18 protein-coding genes are annotated in these 19,392 nt (G+C 59.7%); 9 read left to right on the top strand and 9 right to left on the bottom strand.

Features of this window, described 5'->3' with window-relative positions:
- Window positions 1-163 precede the first annotated feature (163 nt).
- From KO536_RS22260 to KO536_RS22230, 7 genes are read right to left on the bottom strand one after another with little or no spacing between them, the layout of a single operon-like run.
- Window positions 164-1,747, bottom strand: a complete 1,584-nt coding sequence (locus KO536_RS22260; protein ID WP_219262972.1) for a flagellar hook-associated protein 3 — start codon at window positions 1,745-1,747, stop codon at window positions 164-166.
- Window positions 1,748-1,761: 14 nt separating this feature from the next.
- Complete coding sequence (flgK, locus tag KO536_RS22255; protein ID WP_219262971.1) at window positions 1,762-3,783, bottom strand: flagellar hook-associated protein FlgK; 2,022 nt, start codon at window positions 3,781-3,783, stop codon at window positions 1,762-1,764.
- Between the two features lie 10 nt (window positions 3,784-3,793).
- The gene (gene flgJ, locus KO536_RS22250) at window positions 3,794-5,053 is read right to left on the bottom strand and encodes a flagellar assembly peptidoglycan hydrolase FlgJ (RefSeq protein ID WP_219262970.1); all 1,260 of its coding nucleotides are present in this window, start codon (window positions 5,051-5,053) and stop codon (window positions 3,794-3,796) included.
- Between the two features lie 10 nt (window positions 5,054-5,063).
- Complete coding sequence (locus KO536_RS22245) at window positions 5,064-6,173, bottom strand: flagellar basal body P-ring protein FlgI (RefSeq protein WP_133075988.1); 1,110 nt, start codon at window positions 6,171-6,173, stop codon at window positions 5,064-5,066.
- A 14-nt stretch (window positions 6,174-6,187) separates the two neighbouring features.
- On the bottom strand, window positions 6,188-6,883 hold the full coding sequence (gene flgH, locus KO536_RS22240; protein ID WP_133075987.1) for a flagellar basal body L-ring protein FlgH: 696 nt from the start codon (window positions 6,881-6,883) through the stop codon (window positions 6,188-6,190).
- A 24-nt stretch (window positions 6,884-6,907) separates the two neighbouring features.
- Window positions 6,908-7,693, bottom strand: a complete 786-nt coding sequence (gene flgG, locus KO536_RS22235; RefSeq protein WP_133075986.1) for a flagellar basal-body rod protein FlgG — start codon at window positions 7,691-7,693, stop codon at window positions 6,908-6,910.
- 45 nt (window positions 7,694-7,738) lie between these two features.
- Entirely contained in the window at window positions 7,739-8,479 is a 741-nt protein-coding gene (locus KO536_RS22230; RefSeq protein ID WP_019828794.1) for a flagellar basal body rod protein FlgF, read from the bottom strand.
- Window positions 8,480-9,125: 646 nt separating this feature from the next.
- Here KO536_RS22230 and KO536_RS22225 point away from each other — a divergent pair.
- The 3 genes from KO536_RS22225 to KO536_RS22215 are packed head-to-tail and all read left to right on the top strand — an operon-like array spanning window position 9,126 to window position 12,729.
- A complete protein-coding gene (locus KO536_RS22225; RefSeq protein ID WP_219262966.1) occupies window positions 9,126-9,647 on the top strand; it encodes a DUF3304 domain-containing protein in 522 nt (173 codons plus the stop codon).
- Window positions 9,632-10,165, top strand: coding sequence for a DUF3304 domain-containing protein (locus KO536_RS22220; protein WP_219262965.1), 534 nt, complete (start codon window positions 9,632-9,634; stop codon window positions 10,163-10,165). The genes KO536_RS22225 and KO536_RS22220 overlap by 16 nt, the downstream gene beginning before the upstream one ends.
- Window positions 10,150-12,729 (top strand): DUF2235 domain-containing protein, encoded by a 2,580-nt coding sequence (locus KO536_RS22215; protein WP_219262963.1) that lies wholly within the window; start codon window positions 10,150-10,152, stop codon window positions 12,727-12,729. Before KO536_RS22220 ends, KO536_RS22215 begins: the two co-directional genes overlap by 16 nt.
- 34 nt (window positions 12,730-12,763) lie before the next feature.
- Here the strand turns inward: KO536_RS22215 and KO536_RS22210 are convergent, their stop codons facing one another.
- Window positions 12,764-14,320: a sigma-54-dependent transcriptional regulator gene (locus tag KO536_RS22210; protein ID WP_219262961.1), complete on the bottom strand. Its 1,557-nt coding sequence runs from the start codon at window positions 14,318-14,320 to the stop codon at window positions 12,764-12,766.
- 362 nt (window positions 14,321-14,682) lie between these two features.
- Here KO536_RS22210 and phhA point away from each other — a divergent pair, with 362 nt between their 5' ends.
- From phhA to KO536_RS22185, 6 genes are all read left to right on the top strand, one after another.
- Window positions 14,683-15,474, top strand: a complete 792-nt coding sequence (phhA, locus tag KO536_RS22205) for a phenylalanine 4-monooxygenase (protein ID WP_133079023.1) — start codon at window positions 14,683-14,685, stop codon at window positions 15,472-15,474.
- Between the two features lie 45 nt (window positions 15,475-15,519).
- Window positions 15,520-15,876 (top strand): 4a-hydroxytetrahydrobiopterin dehydratase, encoded by a 357-nt coding sequence (locus KO536_RS22200; protein WP_048360736.1) that lies wholly within the window; start codon window positions 15,520-15,522, stop codon window positions 15,874-15,876.
- A complete protein-coding gene (locus KO536_RS22195; RefSeq protein WP_257623041.1) occupies window positions 15,876-17,072 on the top strand; it encodes an amino acid aminotransferase in 1,197 nt (398 codons plus the stop codon). Before KO536_RS22200 ends, KO536_RS22195 begins: the two co-directional genes overlap by 1 nt.
- 250 nt (window positions 17,073-17,322) lie before the next feature.
- Window positions 17,323-17,454 (top strand): hypothetical protein, encoded by a 132-nt coding sequence (locus KO536_RS24360; protein ID WP_257623040.1) that lies wholly within the window; start codon window positions 17,323-17,325, stop codon window positions 17,452-17,454.
- Window positions 17,455-17,541: 87 nt separating this feature from the next.
- Window positions 17,542-17,718: a hypothetical protein gene (locus KO536_RS22190; protein WP_019828784.1), complete on the top strand. Its 177-nt coding sequence runs from the start codon at window positions 17,542-17,544 to the stop codon at window positions 17,716-17,718.
- Window positions 17,719-17,753: 35 nt separating this feature from the next.
- Complete coding sequence (locus KO536_RS22185; RefSeq protein ID WP_219262959.1) at window positions 17,754-18,938, top strand: MFS transporter; 1,185 nt, start codon at window positions 17,754-17,756, stop codon at window positions 18,936-18,938.
- Between the two features lie 5 nt (window positions 18,939-18,943).
- Here KO536_RS22185 and arfB read toward each other — a convergent pair whose 3' ends face one another.
- Window positions 18,944-19,357: an alternative ribosome rescue aminoacyl-tRNA hydrolase ArfB gene (gene arfB / locus KO536_RS22180; protein WP_019828782.1), complete on the bottom strand. Its 414-nt coding sequence runs from the start codon at window positions 19,355-19,357 to the stop codon at window positions 18,944-18,946.
- Window positions 19,358-19,392 lie beyond the last annotated feature (35 nt).

Genomic DNA, 19,392 nt, shown 5'->3' with positions numbered 1-19,392 from the left:
TCGCTGACGAGGAACGAAGGCTGCGATCGAGGACGAAGCACTCGTAATCCATTCACCCTCGATGCATCAGAAACACTGCGAGAACCGGGCTTGCGAAGACTGCGTATTCGATCGCAGCCTTCGTTCCTCGTCAGCGACTACAGGTCAGGTATGCCGTCGTCAATCAAAGCTGGTTAAACAGGCTCAGCTGGGAGATTTTGACGAACGCCAGTTGCGAGGCTTCGAGCATGGCTTTCTGGAATGCCAGTTCGATGGATGCCCCCGCCATGTCGGTGTTGCCAATGGCCGCTGTGGTGGAGTCGTTGGCAAGGCCCAAGCTGATGTTTTCGTCAGCCTGGATGTCCACCGTCTTCAAGCGCGCACCAATCGAACCCCGGGCGCTGTCGACGCCGGCACTGGCGTTTTTCAGGTTGCCGATCGCGGAGTTGATCGCGTCCTTTTGCGTTTGCTGGGCCAGCGGGTCTTTGTCGCTCGGGATCACCAGCGCCTTGCGCAGTTGGCTGATGGTGTCCAGCGCACTTTGGCTCTGGTGGTTGTTGCGGTTGATCGCAAACTGGTCGCCCGCTTGCGCCGTACCGGTGAAGTCGAATTTGATCCCCAGCGCACCGTCGGCAACGTTGCCTTGGGCAATCGACTTGCTGTCGGCCGTCAGCGGCTGGGCATAGACCTCATACTCCGTGGCGCTGGTGAATTTGATCACCGCGCCATTGCTCGGAAAGCTATCACCGTAGACCCCGGGGTCGGTCACTGTCGATTGGCTGATCTGCGCAGTCGAACCGTTGCCCGGTGTGCGCGAAGCGTTGAACGAGTCCGCCTTGGCCTCAAGCGTAAAGCTGCGCCCCGCCACCAACGCATCCCGCTCAGCCGCTGGGACGTCCTTGAGATTGGGGGTGATATCGAAGGATACGCCATGCAGGCTGATGCTCTGCGAGCCTTCCTTGGTCGGGTCGAATACGCCATTTCCCGGAATTTGCGAGGTAATGTCCTCGTCATCCGGGCTTTTAGTCAGTTTGAACTGGGTGCTGCTGATAAACGTCAGTTTGTACGGCTGGCCCTCGGCAAAGCTTTTGTTGAACACCGGGTTTGAAGTGACCAGGCCAGCCGAGACGGAAAGCTTGCCATCATTGACCGATGCCACGCCGTCAGCGTCCAGCACCGGTACGAAAGTCGCCTGGGTGCGCCCGGTATTGACCGAACCTTCCATAAAGCTTTTGGCCGTGTCGCTGCTGGCCAGGGTCAGGGTGTCCGAGACTTTCAGGTTGAGCTGGGTGTCGTCGCCCTGATAGCTGTAGGTGCCATCGTTGTTACGGGTGTAGGGCGCAGTATCGGTCTTGGAGCCCGAGAACATGTAGTTGCCTGCGGAGTCCTTGCTGTTGAGCAGGCTGAACACCTGCTCTTCAATGCTGCCCAGTTCGTTGGCGATGGCCGTGCGATCCGCGTCGCTTTTCCCGCTGCCAGCCCCAAGCGCCAGTTCACCGGCCTTTTGCAAGGCGGTGTTGATGCTGTCGAGCACCGATTCCTGAGCCCCCAGGGAAGACTTGATGCTGTTCATGTTGGTGGAATACTGGCCCAGCATGTCTTTTTGCTGTTGCAATTGCAGCAGGCGCGCGGCGCCCACCGGATCATCTGCGGCAGTCTGGATACGCACGCCGGAATCGATCTGGCCCTGGGTCTTGATCACCGACGAGAAGTTGTTCTGGTAGGTGGCACTGGTCGATTCAAAAAACTGCGAAGTAGAAATACGCATCGTCGCGGGCTCCCTTAAAGACTGTTGATTAGCGTGCTGAAGGTTGCTTGCGCCGCTTTGATGATCTGCGACGAGGCCGTGTAGTACTGCTGGAACTTGACCAGGTTGGACGCTTCTTCGTCCAGGTTGACCTGGGACACCGAGCTGCGCACTTCCTTGGCGTACGCCAGCGCCGCGCCGTTGGCGGTGCCGTCGACGGCGGCCTGACTGGCCTTGCCGCCCACCTTGGACACCAGCTGGCTGTAGGAGGTGGCCATGCTCACGCCGCCATTGCCCTGGCTGTCCGCCCCCACCGTCGCTTTGGTCTGCAGGCCCAGCAGTTCGTTGGCGTTGCGGTTGTCGGCCTTGCCGTCCTTGTTGAACTGGATATCGAAGCTGTCGCCCTTGCCCGGCGTGCCACTGAGGGTGGCATCGAAGCTGACATCGGTCACGCTGCCATCAGCGTTGGTGACTGGCACCTTGATAGTGACCGCGTTGTCCTGGCCCGGCACATAGGTGCCGTCGCTGATTTTTTCGCCTTTTTCGTTCAGCACCCGGTAAGCATGGGCGCCATCGCCATTCACGCCATCAAAGACAATGCGCACCGGCATCGCGGCTTCGATCTGGGACTGGCCCAGGTTTGTGCCGCTGTAAATATCCAGCGCCGATGACAGGTTCAGACCGCCCACCGCCCCGGTACCGGTGTTGGAGCCGCCTGCCCCCGCCACCAAGGGCCCGGCGAACGCCAACTTATTGGCATCGGTCATTTGCACACCGATATTGCTCGCGCCGCTGCGGGTGGGGCTGACTTTGAAAGTGTCGCCCGCTGCGACCGCACCGTCCTTCGGGAGCTGAAGGGTAAAACCGTCAACCACCTGCTTGTCACCGAGCTTGAACGGGCCCTTGGCATCCTGGCCGTCAGAACGCTGGATCGTGTATTCGGTGGCACTGGTGAAGGTCACCTTGTAGTCGTAAGCCGTCAGCTGGCTGCTGTCGCTGATGCTCACGTTCAGGTTGCTTGAGCCGACGCTGTTGCCCGTCGCCGCCAGGCTGCGCTGGGTGATCGCCTTTTCGCTGTTGATGTTAGTGAACAGCGACGAACCAAACTCGCCGTTGGCATCCAGGCCCTGGCCCAACTGTTGGTTGATGGCATCGGCCACCACTATTGCCGTGCGCCCCAAATCGTTGATCGCCGGTGCAAGCACATCGTCGCGATAGCGCAGCAGGCCGCCGATCTTGCCGCCACTGAGCACCGAGGTCACATCGGAGCTGGACTGCTGGTAATTGATCTGGATGCTGTACTGGCTTTTATCGACCTGGCCCGGCACCGCCGAAAGGGTATTGGAGGTGGAGCCTTGCACCAGCGCCTGCCCGGTGCCCAGGGTAATGTCGTAAACGTTGTCGTGTTCCTGAACCGTAACGCCCACCAGCTCGTTGAGCGTGCGCACCGCTTCGTTGCGCGCATCCAGCAGGTTGTTCGGCGTATTGCCACCGGTGGTGGCCTGGGCGATCTGCTTGTTCAGCGAAGCAATGGTTGCCGTGTGCTGGTTGACCATCGAGGTCAGGGTGTCCAGCTGGCTGTTGATGCCTTCGTTCTGCTGATTGAGCTGGGACGAAATCGAGTTGAAACGGTTGCTCAGGGTTTGCGCGCTGGTCAGCAGCAACTGGCGCGCGGACACATCACCGGGGGCCGCCGCGGAGGTTTGCAGCGAGCTGAAAAAGCTGCTGAGTGCGGCCGAAACCCCGGTGTTTTTATCCGACAGCAGCTTGTCGACCGTGCCGATCTGATCCAGATACGCCTGGGCATCGCCATTGAGCGAGGTGGTGGTTTGCAACTGGGCGTCGAGGTAGGCGTTGTACACGCGGCGCACGTCGGCCAGGGTGGTGCCGGTGCCGATAAACACCCCGCCCACCTGTTGCGAGGCGCCACTGCCCTGGACAATTTGCTGACGCGAATAGCCCGAGGTATTGGCGTTGGCAATGTTGTTGCCCACGGTGGCCAATGCGCCCTGGCTGGCGTTCAGCCCCGACATCCCGATGTTGATCAAACTCGCCATGGTTCAAACCTTATAAATTCGTGAGAGAACCCGTCGAGGCGTAGCTCTGGTAGGTTTTCATTTGCTTGGCTATCTGAGAAATCTTGCTCGCGTATTCAGGGTCGGTTGCGTAACCGGCCTTCTGCAACTCACGTACAAACTGCTCCGGTTTATCGGCCGCATTGAGCACTTCTTTATAACGATTGTTGCTCTGCAACAGCGTGACCAGATCGTGGAAGCTGTCCTGATAGGAATCGTAGGAGCGGAAGTCCGCCGTCTCCTTGACCATCTGCCCGCCCTTGAACTCACTGGTGATGGCCCGCGCTTGCGCACCCTGCCAGTTGCCGGTGGCCTTGATGCCGAACAGGTTATGGCTGCTGCTGCCGTCCTGCTGGCGCATCACCGACTTGCCCCAGCCGGTTTCCAGTGCCGCTTGCGCCACCAGATACAGCGGATCGACACCAATACGGTCGGCGGCCTGCTGCGCCATCGGCAGCATCGTCGCGACGAACGCATCGGGGGAGCTGAACGCCTGCTTGGCCGGGGCCAGTGGCGGCTGCGCCACGGCACGCCCGTAAATCTGCATCCGCCCTTGTGCGCCACTGGCGCTGAGCATCGGCTGGCGACCGCCCTTGAGCACCGCGTCCAGCCCCGGCGAAGTGCGGCCCGGCACGGCGCCCGTATTGAGGGTTGAGCGCGCAGGGTCGGCCGAAGGTACGATCCCGGCCAACAAGCGGTCGGTCAGCTTGGTGGGCAACGCCAGGCGCCGCTGATTGAGCATGACCATGTCATTTTTGTGCCCGCCGGCTGCCGCATCCGGCGCGAGGGTGACCCGCGAAGCCCACAACGGACGCTGGCCACTGCTACGAACAAACGGGCTGTCGCCGGTGGCGGTGCCCGTCGGGGTTTTGACTTCGGCGGTCAGTGCCGTGGTCGCCGCAGCCTCCCCCGGCACGGCGGATTTGTTTTTCGACATCTGGCGCATCAACACGTCAGCCAGACCGATACCGCCGCCCTGGCGGGACAAGGTCACCGACAGTTGCTGGTCGTACATTTCCTGATACTGCTTGGCCGCTGGGGTATTGAGCGGGTTGTCCTTGCCCAGCACTTCATTGGCCGAGCGCATGGACTTGAGCATTTCATTCAGGAACAGCGACTCAAATTCCTGCGCCACCTTGCGCATGTTGGCATCGCTTTCACGGTCGCCGACCTTCAGGTTGTTCAGCCGATTAAGGTCGGTAAACGCTCCCGAATCGCTGCCACTGACCACCCCGCTCTTACGCATGTCCATGATGTCGGCCTCAGATCACGATCAGGTCGGCTTGCAAGGCGCCGGCCTGTTTCAGTGCTTCGAGAATCGCCATCAAGTCCCCTGGGGCCGCGCCGACCTGGTTCACCGCCCGTACGATCTCGTCCAGGGTGGTGCCCGGGCCGAACTTGAACATCGGCTTGGCTTCCTGCTGGGCATTGAGGCGCGAGCGCGGCACCACAGCGGTTTCGCCGTTGGACAGCGGCCCGGGCTGGCTGACAATCGGGTCTTCGGTAATGGTGACGGTCAGGCTGCCGTGGGTCACGGCGGCAGGCGATACCTTGACGTTCTGGCCGATCACGATAGTGCCGGTGCGCGAGTTGATGATGACCTTGGCCACCGCCTGCCCCGGATCGACTTCGAGGTTTTCCAGGATCGACAGGTAATCAACCCGCTGGCTTGGGTCCAGCGGCGCGGTAACACGGATCGAGCCGCCATCAATCGCCTGCGCCACACCCGGGCCGAGCAGGTCGTTGATCTTGTCCACTACGCGCTTGGCCGTGGTGAAGTCCGAACGGTTGAGGTTCAGGGTCAGGCTGTTGCCCTGGTTGAAGCCACTGGGCACCGCACGCTCCACCGAGGCCCCGCCCGGAATGCGCCCGGCCGACGGAACGTTGACGGTGATCTTCGAGCCGTCACGGCCTTCTGCATCAAAACCGCCCACCACCAGGTTGCCCTGGGCGACCGCATACACGTTGCCATCAATCCCCTTGAGCGGCGTCAGCAACAGCGTACCGCCGCGCAGGCTTTTGGAGTTGCCGATGGATGAAACGGTGATGTCGATCACCTGCCCCGGCTTGGCAAATGCTGGCAAGTCGGCACTGATGGACACCGCGGCAACGTTTTTAAGCTGCACATTGCCCGAGCCTGGCGGCACTTTGATGCCGAACTGGGACAGCATGTTGTTGAAGGTTTGCAGGGTGAACGGGGTTTGCGTGGTCTGGTCGCCCGTGCCATTCAACCCGACCACCAGGCCGTAACCAATCAATTGGTTGGAGCGCACGCCAGAAATGCTGGCGATGTCTTTCAACCGTTCGGCGTGCACGCCCAGGGAGGTCGACAACAGCAACACGGCTGCCAGCAGATGCTTGAGGTTGGGCATGGTGAAGTTCATCACTAAAAGGGAAACAGCGGGCTAAGGAAGAATCGGTCAAACCAGCCTGGCTGACTCGCATCGGCAAACGAGCCGGTCCCCGAATAGGTAATGCGCGCATCGGCCACGCGGGTCGAAGACACGGTGTTGTCGGTGGAGATGTCATCGGCGCGCACCAGGCCAGCAATGCGCACCAGTTCGTCACCCGTGTTCAGGGTCATCCACTTCTCGCCGCGCACGGCGATGATGCCGTTGGGCAATACGTCGGCCACGGTCACAGTGACGGAGCCGGTGAGGCTGTTGCCCTGCCCGGCCTTGCTGTCGCCCTTGGTGGCACGGCTGCCGCTGTAACCGGCATTGAGGCTCAGATCACCACTGCCCAGGGGGTTGTTGGTGGTCAGGCCGCTGCCAAACAACGAAGTCAGGCCAATACTGGTGTTGCTGTTTTTGCCGATGGCCGAGTTGGCGTTTTTGCTCGCCTGCGTCCGCTCGTTCAGGGTGATGGTAATGATGTCGCCAATGCGGAACGCCTTGCGGTCGCTGTACAGGTTCTGCTCGAAGCCAGCCTGGTAAATCGAACCGTTATTGGCCGCAGCCGGCAGCGGCGTGCGCGGCAGGACCGGCGCGTAGTACGGATCGTTGGCCCGCGGCGGCGGACTGACGCAACCGGCCACAAAGGTAATGGCGCCCAGTGCCAGAACAGAAAACAAGCGCTTCATGAGCTCTCCCGCTATTTCACGTAATTACAGGTTTTGCGTGACGAACGACAACATCTGGTCAGCCGTGGAGATCACTTTCGAGTTCATCTCGTAGGCGCGCTGGGTGGTGATCATGTTGACCATCTCTTCCACGGTGCTGACGTTCGAAGTCTCAAGCATGCTCTGCATGGTCAAACCGAAGCCGTTGAGGCCGGGGGTACCAATTTGCGGCGCGCCGCTGGACGCGGTTTCCAGGAACAGGTTGCCGCCCTGGGACTGCAAACCGGCCGGGTTGATAAAGTCGGCGGTCTGCACGTTGCCGATCACCTGGGCGGCCGGGTTGCCGGCGATGGTCACCGACACGGTGCCGTCCTGGCCGACGGTGAAGGTCTGGGCATCGGCGGGCACCACAATCGCCGGCTCCAGGGCAAAGCCGCTGGCGGTGACGATCTGGCCGTTGGCATCCAGGTGGAAAGTACCGTCGCGGCTGTAGGCCGTGGTCCCGTCGGGCTGCATGATCTGGAAAAAACCACGGCCATTGATTGCCATGTCCAGCGGCTGGTCGGTGGTCTGCAGGCTACCGGCGGAGAAGTTTTTCTGTGTGCCTACGATGCGTACCCCGGTCCCCACTTGCAGCCCCGACGGCAGTTCGCTGTCCTGGGTCGACTGGGCACCTGGCTGGCGCTTGATCTGGTAGAGCAAGTCCTGGAACTCGGCGCGATCACGTTTGAAACCGGTAGTCGAAACGTTGGCCAGGTTGTTGGAAATGGTGGTCAGGTTGGTGTCTTGTGCAGCCAAACCTGTTTTTGCAACCCACAGTGCCGGAAGCATGGTGCTCTCCTCGCGCGCCGGTTTTTCGGCGCTGCGTTCAAGTAATTAGCTGATGGACAAGACCCGAGTCATGGCCTGGTCGTCTTCTTTGGCGGTGTTCATCATTTTGATGTGCAGTTCGAACTGCTTGGACAGAGCCAGCACCGAGGTCATTTCATCGACGGCATTGACGTTGCTCGCCTCCAGAAACCCCGAGACCACCTGCACGTTGGCGTCGGCTGGCGCCGGTTGGCCGTCGTTGGTGTGGATAAGGCCGTCCAGGCCCTTGCTCATGGTTTTCAGGTCCGGCTGGACCAGCTTGATGCGGTCCACTTGCGCCATCACCCGTGGGCCTTCGCCCTGGGCACGAATGCTGATGGTGCCGTCCTGGCCGACTTCGATCTGTTGCTGGGGCGGCACCGCGATCGGCCCGCCGTTGCCCATAATCGGCATCCCGTTGCCAGCACGCAGAATGCCCAGGGCGTCCACATTCATGCTCGCGGTACGCACATAGGCCTCACTGCCGTCGGGTGCCTGCACGGCCAGCCAGCCATCGCCGGACACGGCCACATCCAGATCCCGCCCTGTTTCAACCAGAGCGCCGGGAGTGAAGTCGGTCGCAGGGCGTTCGCTCAAGGCAAAGGCACGCGCAGGAAAGCTGTCACCGAACACCGGCATCGAACGGGCCTGTTCCAGGTCACGCTGAAAACCGTTGGTCGAGATGTTCGCCAAATTGTTGGCATGGGCCTTTTGCGCCAGAGCGTTCTGACTGGCGCCGGTCATTGCCACATATAGGTACTTGTCCACAGTCTTTCCTCTGTCTGACGGACGCTTGCCGCCCACCGCTGTACTGCCGTGGTTAAAGCAATTTGCGCACCAACTATTTTTTGACGCTGTGCGGCGCGGGTTTGCGAGGAGATGGGGTGCGGTGCGGGGCAAGATCAGCGGGATGAAAACGGCGGGGTTATGCCGGTTGCGGCAATGCATGGCCAGAAACGTGTCGCTGACGACGCAAAACCCGCAAAGCCTTGCGCATCCCTTGCCCCCAACCTGCCTCTGACAATCCTGGCGCCGACAATTCACGCAAATGCTCGGTATTAACCAGTGCGCAAGAAGTTGCACACTTATTACAAGAACAAACTGACGAACAGTTATCTGCCGACTAAAACACAAGAAACCGAACAGTACTGCGCAACTTCTTGCGCACTTTTATAAGTTTCGTTTATTTGTTTAAACACTTCACCCCCCTGCATTGGCAAACTTATATCAACAACCCAAAGAGCATTGATTTTATCGACATCAGACTTGATAGTTACAAGACGCCCGAACTTCAGCCGCGCTCGCGGGCATCTTAATAATCTCACTGATACTTCAAAGACACTTGGCAAACACCCATTGGCATTGCACTGGGCGCTGTTCTTTCAATAAGCCTGACAAGAGACAAGACCCACTCATGAACCGCTTGCATCTTTTGATATCAATCAGCGCCCTCTTGCTACAGGGCTGTGCCGACGCCTTGCCTGACCGACTGGGCGCGCCAATCGAGGGCTATAGCCATACCTCGGCGGCGATCAACCGGTTTTCCGTGAATGGCAATGGCGGACCCAACATCAGCCCCTATGGCGGCGGCGCCAAACAGAACTGCTGCGCCACGCTTCCCGTGAAATGGCACCCCGGCTTGACCGTGGTGGTCGAGTGGGAGAAAGACCCTGATCCGCATGCGTATGCCGACTGGCCCAAGCCCCGGTATTCCGATGCCTGGTCCAAGGCCGCTCAAGAGCACGAAGCTCAATACACACGCCATCGCGCCGTTGTAGCAGTGGCGCCGTATGAAGAGTTGGGGCTTGTAAACGTGCATTTCTTACCATGTAACCAAGTTGCGGTATCAGCTGGAGCGACCTATCCCGGCCGGCCGGATTATCCGTTTCATTACCCTCAAAAAATGCAGGAGCCTGCCACATGTCCGAAACCATGACTCGCTCACTGCTGGTGATGTTTATCGCCGGGATTGCGCTACAGGGCTGTGCCGACTCCCTGCCTGACCGACTGGGCGCGCCAATCGAGGGTTATAGCCATACCTCGGCGGCGATTAACCGGTTTTCGGTCAATGGCAATGGCGGGCCCAACATCAGCCCCTATGGCGGCGGCGGCAAACAGAACTGCTGCGCCACGCTTCCCGTGAAATGGCACCCCGGCTTGACCGTAGTGGTCGAGTGGGAAAAAGACCCTGATCCGTATGCCTACGGAAGATGGCCTGAGCCGATGTTTTCTGATGGGTGGCGAAAACGTATGGATGAGCACGAAACCCACTACACCCGCCATCGCGCTGTTGCCGCTGTTGCGCCGTATGAAGATCTGGGACTTGTGAACGTGCATTTCTTGCCGTGTAACCAGGTCGCGGTATCGGCTGGAGCGACCTATCCCGGCCTGCCGGATTATCCGTTTCATTACCCTCAAAAAATGCAGGAGCCTGCCACATGTCCGAAACCATGACGCCGCGCCCTAAAAGATCCACTGGCGAATTTCTCAGCCTGACCCCCGACTTCAAAATGGGCGGGCTTTTACCCCAAACACCGGGAGATGTGCTTTTCAATTATCGAAAGCAACAGCAAGCCTTCGACCCGTTCGAACAACAAGCAATGGACGCTGCTCATGCAGCCGGATGGGCTTACGCGGGCCGGCCCTGTATGCAAATCGTGACGATCACCCTTTGCTTTGACGGCACCAACAACCATGAACCAACAGACAGCCTGGCTTTGCCTTCGACCACTACCAATGTGGCACGCCTGTATCACGCAAGTTTAGGCAGGGATGACAAGGAAACGTCTGAGAATGAAGGCTTCTATGCCTATTACATGCAAGGCGTTGGCACCGAGTTCAAGGAAATAGGCGAATTCAAACCAGATAGCCAAGGTTTGACGATGTCGACAGGCGGAGAGAACCGGATCAACTGGGGGCTGACCCGTTTGATAGATGCGCTGAAAAAAGCGTGCCATCAAAAGCCGCCGACCATGTCGGAAAGCTACGCTCTGGTACAAAAAATGGGCACCAGTCTCACCGAAGATATGCTCGCAGCTTCGGTCTTCAAAAACAGCTATACCCGCCGCAAGGAAGTGTTGGCCCAGCCCCTGGCCGAACTCAAAGCCCAGATCGACGCCGCTCATGCCGGCAAGACCATCCCGACCATCAAGGCCATACGCCTGTTCGTGTACGGCTTTTCACGGGGCGCCGCCCAGGCGCGGGCATTTGCCAACTGGCTGGAAGCCCTGACCAAGGTCGAAGTGGAAGGCACCACCTGCTACCTGTTTGCCGGGCTGCCGATCAAGATTGTGTTTATGGGGCTGTTCGATACCGTGGCCTCAGTGGGTATCCCCTATCTGGCGCCATTTGCCGCAGGCCACATGGGCTGGGCCGACGGCACCCTGCGCCTGTCCGACTCCGAAGAATTTCTGGAGCGCTGCGTGCATATGGTGGCAGCCCACGAGCAGCGCAGTTGCTTTCCCCTGGACTCGATCCGGCGCCAGGCCGATCCGGATGACCCGAACTGCCTGTCCACCTATCGCAACGGCACCACGGAATATATCTACCCCGGCATGCACTCCGACGTTGGCGGCGGCTACCCGCCCGGCGATCAGGGCAAAGCTGCAGCAGGTGGCCATGAGGTGTTATCGCAAATTGCCCTGCATCATATGTACAGCGAGGCGTACAAGGTTGGGGCGCCATTGCAGGCCCCGCAGTCGGCACTAGGCGCTGAGTTGGAAGTACGATGGCCGTGGTTAGTTATGGCCGGATCAACAGCCCGAGAATACGACGTCGACCCCACCCTGATCGAACGTTTCAACACCTGGCTCGACAATATGGACAACGGCCCGCTGGAAGAGGTCATGGCCCGCGAGGCCGGGGTGATTACCGGTTGGCGCATCAGCCGTTACGCCATGAACTGGATCAAGTGGACGAGTCTCAATCGGCGGGTGCTGCAAAACGGCCCCACGAGCGATATGAACGGCGACGAAGTCGACGCGTTCGAGGCCCTGCACGCCATGCAGCTCGAAGAAGATGCCGCCCTGCGCGCCGGCTCTAAAGCACCGGTCTGGTCAGACGCCGAGCGGGCGTCGCAAAAAAAACATCAAGCCACAAAAGAGGCTTATGAAAAGCGCACCGGCACCCAACCTGCCGCCTCGTTCAACACCAGCAAAGTGTTCGAGCCCAACCTGGATTACCGCCAGTTGAGCAACGCCATGGCCGACTTTCGGCGCGACTACGTGCCGGAGTGGAACCTGACCTTGAGCGAGATGATCAGCTTTGGCACCCTCGCCAACACCCTGGTGGGCGGGCTGGTGTATATGACCAACGGCCAGGATGAGGCCGAGCACTATGCCAAGCTGCGCCAGGCCGGTGAAGAAAATTACGCCCTGCTGTTCGGCGCCAACGGCAAGCCGGTGAACGACAAAGCCTGGGCGATCGTGGGCCTGTTTGACGAGCATGTGCATGATTCCCGCGCCTGGTTCATGAACGCGGCCTTGAACGAGCGGGAGGTGTTTAGCGACTACTTTCGGTACCGCGGGATCTTCTTCGACACTCAATCCAACAACGAACTGTCGCTGCTGGTGAACGTTGGGCGTGTGGTGGGCGTGGCCCTGGCGGTGGCCAGTGTCGGCCTGACGATCAGGCGCCAGAACCCGCGTTATCTGGTGGGGCTGATTCTGCCAAGCCTGGGCACCCCGGTGCTTCGCGGCAAGGTGGAGTTCCCGTTTATCAGTGCGTTTGACACCGTGACCCGCCTGTCACTGCCGATGATCGAAAACATAGAAACCGTATGCGCCTTTACCAAAAACACCGGCGACGCAGTGAAAGCGGCCCAGGCGCTGCCCGTGCCACCTGCATTGACCGAAAAAACCGCCACTACGGATAATTTGATTTCGATCCTCAAGGCCGCGCAAGCACTTAAAGCCAACAACCTGCTGGAACAAGCGCTGCAAACACAAACGCCCCAGGCTGAGCCAACCAGGGGCTGGCTGGATCAGGCAAAGGGCGTGGCGGGAAGCTTCAAGGGCTAGTTGCCGAGCACTCCCCAGGGCGACACCTCACACGCTAGCCCGGCTTGATGATGTCGTACTCACGCAGCTTGTTGGCGATGGTGGTGTGGGAAACCCCCAGTCGCTTGCCCAGCAATCGGCTGCTGGGGTGCTCGGAATACAGTTGCTCCAGCACCGCCTTTTCGAAACGGCCGACAATGTGGTCCAACCCGCCTTCCAGCGAGAACTCGCCCAGCGGCTGGCGCACGCCGTAGTCCGGCAGGCGAATATGCTCGGCCTTGACCACGCCGCCATCACACAGCGAAAGCGCCTGGAACAGCACGTTCTCCAATTGACGCACATTGCCGGGCCAGTGGTAGTGGCTCAAGCGGTCCATTGCGGCAGGCGCCAGACGCGGCAGCGAACAACCGATCTGCCGGCTGGCCTGATCCAGGAAGTGCTCGACCAGAGGCTCCAGCCCGTCAAGGCAATCGCGCAGCGGCGGAATATGCAGGGACAGCACGTTGAGCCGGTGGTAGAGGTCCTGGCGAAACTCCCCGCGGGCGCACAGCTCGGACAGGTCGACCTGGGTGGCGCACATTACCCGCACATCCAGATACACCTCTTCATCACTGCCCACACGCCGAAAGCAGCCATCCTGCAAAAAGCGCAGCAGTTTGACCTGCAAGCGCGGACTCATTTCGCCTACACCATCAAGAAACAACGTACCGCCTGCTGTCAGCTCAAGCAGGCCGAGCTTGCCTTCGGCCCGTGCGCCTTCAAAAGCCCCCGGCCCATACCCGAACAGCTCGGTTTCAGCCATCGACTCGGGCAGCCCGGCACAGTTGAGCGCCATCAGTGGCGACTGCCCACGGGGGCTGGCCAGGTGGCAGGCGCGCGCCAGCAGTTCTTTGCCGGTGCCGGTTTCGCCTTCTATCAAGAGAGGCGCGTCCAGTGGCGCCATGCGCCGGGCTTCACGCACCACGGCAGCCATGACCTTGGAGCTTTGGAAAATACTGTCGAAGCCTCGCAACTCCTGTTTGCGCACGTTGTAGATTTGCTCGCCCACGCGGTCGGCACGGTGCAGGGTCAAGACGGCACCGGCCATCGCTTCGCTTTCATCGTGCTCCAGTTGCAAGGGTGCAATGTCAGCCAGGTACACAAGCCCCTTGATCTTGACCCGCAAGCCGTTGATCCGCGACTTGTTGACCCGCACCAGCTCGGGCAGGTCGAAGTCTTCGGCATAACGGGACAGGGAAATGCCCGGCACCTCGTCGACCCGTACCCCCAGCAACTGCGCAGCCGCACGGTTGGCGGCGACGATGCAGCCTCCCATGTCAATGGACAGCACCGGAAACTCCAGGGCCCCGAGCAAGGCATTGAGCTCCATATGCCTGCGCTCACTGGGCATCAAACCTACGCGCTTGACTCCGAACACTCCGGCGATGGTTTCAAACTTCGGACGCAGGGCCTGGAACTGCAGGTTGATCAGATTGGGGCAGTACAGATAAATCGCGTTGCCCTGATCGCCCCCGACCTCCCCCCGCTTCACGTTGATGCCGTAGGCGACCAACAGGTTAAGGATGTCGCGAAGGATGCCAATCCGGTTTTGGCAGTGGACTTTGATACGCATGGGGATGGCTCGGCAGTTCCTGAAAATGAAGATCAAAGGTGGGAGCGGGCTTGCTCGCGATTCAGGCACCGCGATCTGGCGGGTACACCTCATGGCTGCAATCGCGAACAAGCCCGCTCCCACATTTGGGGATATTTAATGCGCTGGCAGGCATTTCATCGTCACGATTTTGTGACAGTTGCGCTGTTTAAAACTGAGCAATGACAGCCAAACCCTCACATCGTAACGAATACTTTACGAATAATCGCCATCATCCCAGCATTACTGGCTTTAGGCTAGCTGCACGGAGCAATCACTTGGGGTATCACTAAGGCATCGCAACAACACCGAATAATAAAAACGATTTCCTTGCGGAGAGCCCCATGAAGCAAACGAAATACGTCGCCCGTGAGCCGGATGCCAATGGCTTTATCGACTACACACCTGCCGAACACGCGGTGTGGAATACGCTGATCACCCGTCAGCTCAAACTGCTGGAAGGCCGCGCCTGCCCAGAGTACATGCAAGGCATCGAAAAGCTGGGCCTGCCCCACGATCGCATCCCGCAACTGAGCGAAATCAATCAGGTACTGGGTGCCACCACTGGCTGGCAAGTTGCCCGCGTTCCCGCACTGATCCCCTTCCAGACCTTCTTTGAATTGCTGGCCAATAAGCAGTTCCCGGTAGCGACCTTCATTCGCACCCCTGAAGAGCTGGATTACCTGCAAGAGCCAGACATTTTCCACGAGATTTTCGGCCACTGCCCGCTGCTCACCAACCCGTGGTTTGCCGAATTCACCCACACCTACGGCAAGCTGGGGCTGCAAGCGAGCAAGGAACAACGGGTGTATCTGGCCCGCCTGTACTGGATGACCATCGAGTTTGGCCTGGTGGACACCCCGGAAGGCAAACGCATTTATGGCGGCGGGATTCTTTCGTCGCCCAAAGAAACGGTTTACAGCCTGTCGTCAGAACCGGAACATCAGGCCTTCGATCCGCTGGAAGCCATGCGCACGCCGTATCGCATCGATATTTTGCAGCCGCTGTATTTTGTCCTGCCGGACTTGAAGCGTCTGTTTGATCTGGCCCACGAAGACATCATGGGCATGGTCGAAAAAGGCATGACAATGGGCCTGCATGCGCCCAAATTTGCGCCTAAACCGAAAGCGGCATAACACGTCTTTTTACATATCAATAAAAACTGAATTCAGGAATCCACCATGAACGCACTGAACCAAGCCCACTGCGAAGCCTGCCGCGCCGATGCTCCACAGGTCAGCGACGAAGAACTGCCGGTACTGATCAAGCAAATTCCGGATTGGAACATCGAAGTTCGCGACGGCATCATGCAGCTGGAAAAGGTCTTTCTGTTCAAGAACTTCAAGTTCGCACTGGCCTTCACCAATGCCGTGGGCGAAATCGCAGAAGCCGAAGGCCATCACCCTGGCCTGCTGACCGAGTGGGGCTCGGTGACCGTGACCTGGTGGAGCCACTCGATCAAGGGCCTGCACCGCAACGATTTCATCATGGCCGCACGCACTGACGAAGTCGCCAAAACCGCTGAAGGCCGCAAATAATGCACTTCGACGCCATAGGTCGGGTACCGGGCGACCCGATTCTCGGTTTGATGGACGCCTATAAGCAAGACAGCAACCCGGACAAGTTCGACCTGGGCGTGGGCGTCTACAAGGACGCCAATGGCCTGACGCCGATCTTGCAGTCGGTCAAGAAAGCCGAACAGCGCCTGGTCGACCAGCAACTGACCAAAACCTATATCGGCGGTCATGGCGACAGCCGTTTTGGGCAATTGATCAGCGAGCTGGTACTGGGTGAGGGTTCGCCGCTGCTGGCGGGCAAACGTGCGGGAGCCACCCAAACCCCGGGCGGCACCGGCGCGCTGCGCCTGAGCGCCGACTTTATCGCGCAATGCCTGCCGGGCCGGGGCATCTGGCTGAGCGATCCGACATGGCCGATCCATGAAACCATCTTTGCCGCTGCCGGGCTGAAGATCAGCCACTACCCGTATGTGGGCCGCGACAACAAGCTCAACGTCGCGGCGATGCTTCAGGCACTGGAACACGCGCCAAAAGGCGATGTGGTTCTGCTTCACGCCTGCTGCCACAACCCGACCGGTTTCGACCTGTCCCAGGCTGACTGGCTGCAGGTGCTGGAGGTGGTACGCCGTCGCGAACTGCTGCCGCTGATCGACTTCGCTTACCAGGGCTTCGGTGACGGCCTGCAGGAAGATGCCTGGTCAACTCGCCTGTTCGTCAGCGAATTGCCGGAAGTGCTGATCACCAGTTCATGCTCGAAGAACTTCGGCCTGTACCGCGAGCGGGTTGGCGCCTTGATCGTGTGTGCCAATGATGCCGAAAAGCTGACGGATATCCGCAGCCAGCTGGCCTACCTGGCGCGCAACCTGTGGTCCAACCCGCCGGATCATGGTGCGGCGGTGGTCGCAACCATCCTCGGCGATGCAGCGCTTAAAAACCTGTGGATCGACGAAGTGGAAGCCATGCGCAGCCGCATCGCGCACTTGCGCAGCGGGCTTGTGGAAGCACTGGCGCCATTCGGGCTGGCCGAACACTTCGCTCACATCAATGAGCAACGCGGAATGTTTTCCTACACCGGCCTGACTCAGGAACAAGTCCAGTTGTTGCGCGAGAAACACAGCGTCTACATGGTCGGTTCTGGCCGCGCCAACATGGCCGGCGTCGACGGCACCCGCCTGAGCCTGCTGGCCAAGGCGATTGCGCAGGTTTGTACCCGTTGATTTTGTACTGATCCTGTACCTGTAGTCGCTGCCGAAGGCTGCGAAGGGTTGCGGAGCAACCCGTTGTCTCGAGCTCACCGCAGCCTTCACGCAGACCTCACGCAGCCTTCGGCAGCGACTACAGGGTTCTTACGCCGCCAGATGAAATTTCAATACAATTCCCCCCAGACGCAATAAAAAGACAAATTGTCACACTCTGTCCTGTATCCTTAGCAAGCTACTTAAAACACACCTTGCGAGGAGCGCGACGATGCACGAGATCCCAAACCTCCCCTTCCCAAGCCTGCACGAAACCGAGCAGCCAGTCCCGCAACACACCAGTGGCGAAATAAGCGCTCTGGATGAGGCCTCAGAAAGCCTCCAGGCCGACAGCGAAGACTGACGGCTCACAATCAGACGGTGCGAAAAGCATCTTGTTTTTCATACCGTCTGACACAATCGCTCCACCCCCCCTATTCCGGATTCAAGCGTGACTGACACTTTCAGCGAAACCCAAGCCAGCGTCCTGATCGGCACCGCCGAAAAAATGATCGACCTCTGGGAGCGTCTCAGCCCCGAAAAGCAAGCAACCTTGCTCAAGCGTTTCGGCACCCAGGAAAACGCCTTGGCCGCTTTAATCGCGACACAATTGGTTGCACCATTGTAATCTGCGTCAACCGCACCCCGCAGGACCCCTACCCCATGCCCGAAACACAGCGTCCTATGGCGATCACCCTGCAAGTGGTCTCCATCGTTCTGTTCACCTTTATTGGCTATTTGAATATCGGCATTCCGCTGGCCGTGCTGCCCGGATACGTGCACAACCACCTGGGCTATGGCACCGTCATCGCCGGGCTGGTGATCAGTGTGCAATATCTGGCCACGTTGCTGAGCCGCCCCTACGCCAGCCGCATCATCGATAACCTGGGCAGCAAGCGCGCCGTGATGTATGGCCTGGCGGGCTGCGGCCTGAGCGGCGTCTTCATGCTGGCTTCCAGCTGGCTGACCGCGATGCCGGCGCTTAGCCTTGCCAGCCTGCTGGTCGGACGCCTGGTATTGGGCAGCGCCGAAAGCCTGGTGGGCTCAGGCTCCATCGGCTGGGGCATTGGCCGGGTCGGCGCGGCCAACACCGCCAAGGTGATTTCCTGGAACGGCATCGCCAGTTACGGGGCCATTGCCATTGGCGCGCCATTAGGCGTGGTGATGGTCGGGCACTTGGGCATGTGGAGCATGGGCGTAAGCATTATATTGCTGGCGCTGGTGGGCTTGCTGCTGGCATGGCCCAAGCGCGCTGCGCCCATCGTCAGCGGTGTGCGCCTGCCGTTCCTGCATGTCCTGGGGCGCGTGTTCCCCCACGGGGCCGGGCTGGCATTGGGCTCGATCGGCTTTGGCACCATTGCGACCTTCATCACCCTTTACTACGCGACCAACAACTGGGAAAACGCGGTGCTGTGCCTGAGCCTGTTCGGTGCCAGCTTTATCGGTGCACGCCTGGTGTTTGGCAATTTTATCAACAGGATCGGCGGTTTTCGGGTGGCGATTGCCTGCCTGAGCGTCGAGACCCTGGGCCTGCTGTTGCTGTGGCTGGCACCGAACCCGCAACTGGCACTGGCGGGCGCGGCCCTGAGCGGTTTCGGCTTCTCGCTGGTGTTCCCGGCGCTGGGGGTTGAAGCCGTCAACCTGGTGCCCGCCTCCAGCCGTGGTGCGGCCGTGGGCGCGTACTCGCTGTTCATCGATCTGTCACTGGGCATTACCGGCCCGCTGGTGGGCGCTGTGGCGGCAGGTTTTGGCTTTGCTTCGATCTTCTTGTTCGCGGCACTGGCAGCGTTCAGTGGATTGCTGCTGAGTGTTTATCTGTATCGCCAGGCTCAGAGAGCCCGAGCCTGACCCCTTCAGAAATCTACTTTGCCCCGCCCTGCCTTGATGCTGCCACGCTTGGTCTTTGATTCCAGGCGACGCTTCTTCGAACCCAGGGTCGGCTTGGTCGGACGGCGCTTTTTCTCCACCTTGGTCGCACTGACGATCAACTCCACCAGACGCTCCAGCGCATCCGCCCGGTTTTGTTCCTGGGTGCGGTATTGCTGAGCCTTGATGATCAGCACGCCATCACTGGTGATCCGACTGTCGCGCAGCGCCAGCAGCCGCTCCTTGTAAAACGGCGGCAACGACGAGTTGGGTATATCGAAGCGCAAATGCATGGCGCTCGACACCTTGTTGACGTTCTGCCCGCCCGCACCCTGGGCGCGGATTGCCGTCAGTTCGATCTCGGCATCGGGGATGTGCACGTTATTGGAAATCACCAGCATCAAAAATGGGTCCGTCTTCGGGGCGTGCAGGATAC

Origin of the sequence: Pseudomonas sp. NKUCC02_KPG, assembly GCF_019345465.1 — a bacterium.
GTDB lineage: Bacteria > Pseudomonadota > Gammaproteobacteria > Pseudomonadales > Pseudomonadaceae > Aquipseudomonas.
This window is presented reverse-complemented; position numbering and strand designations above follow the sequence as displayed.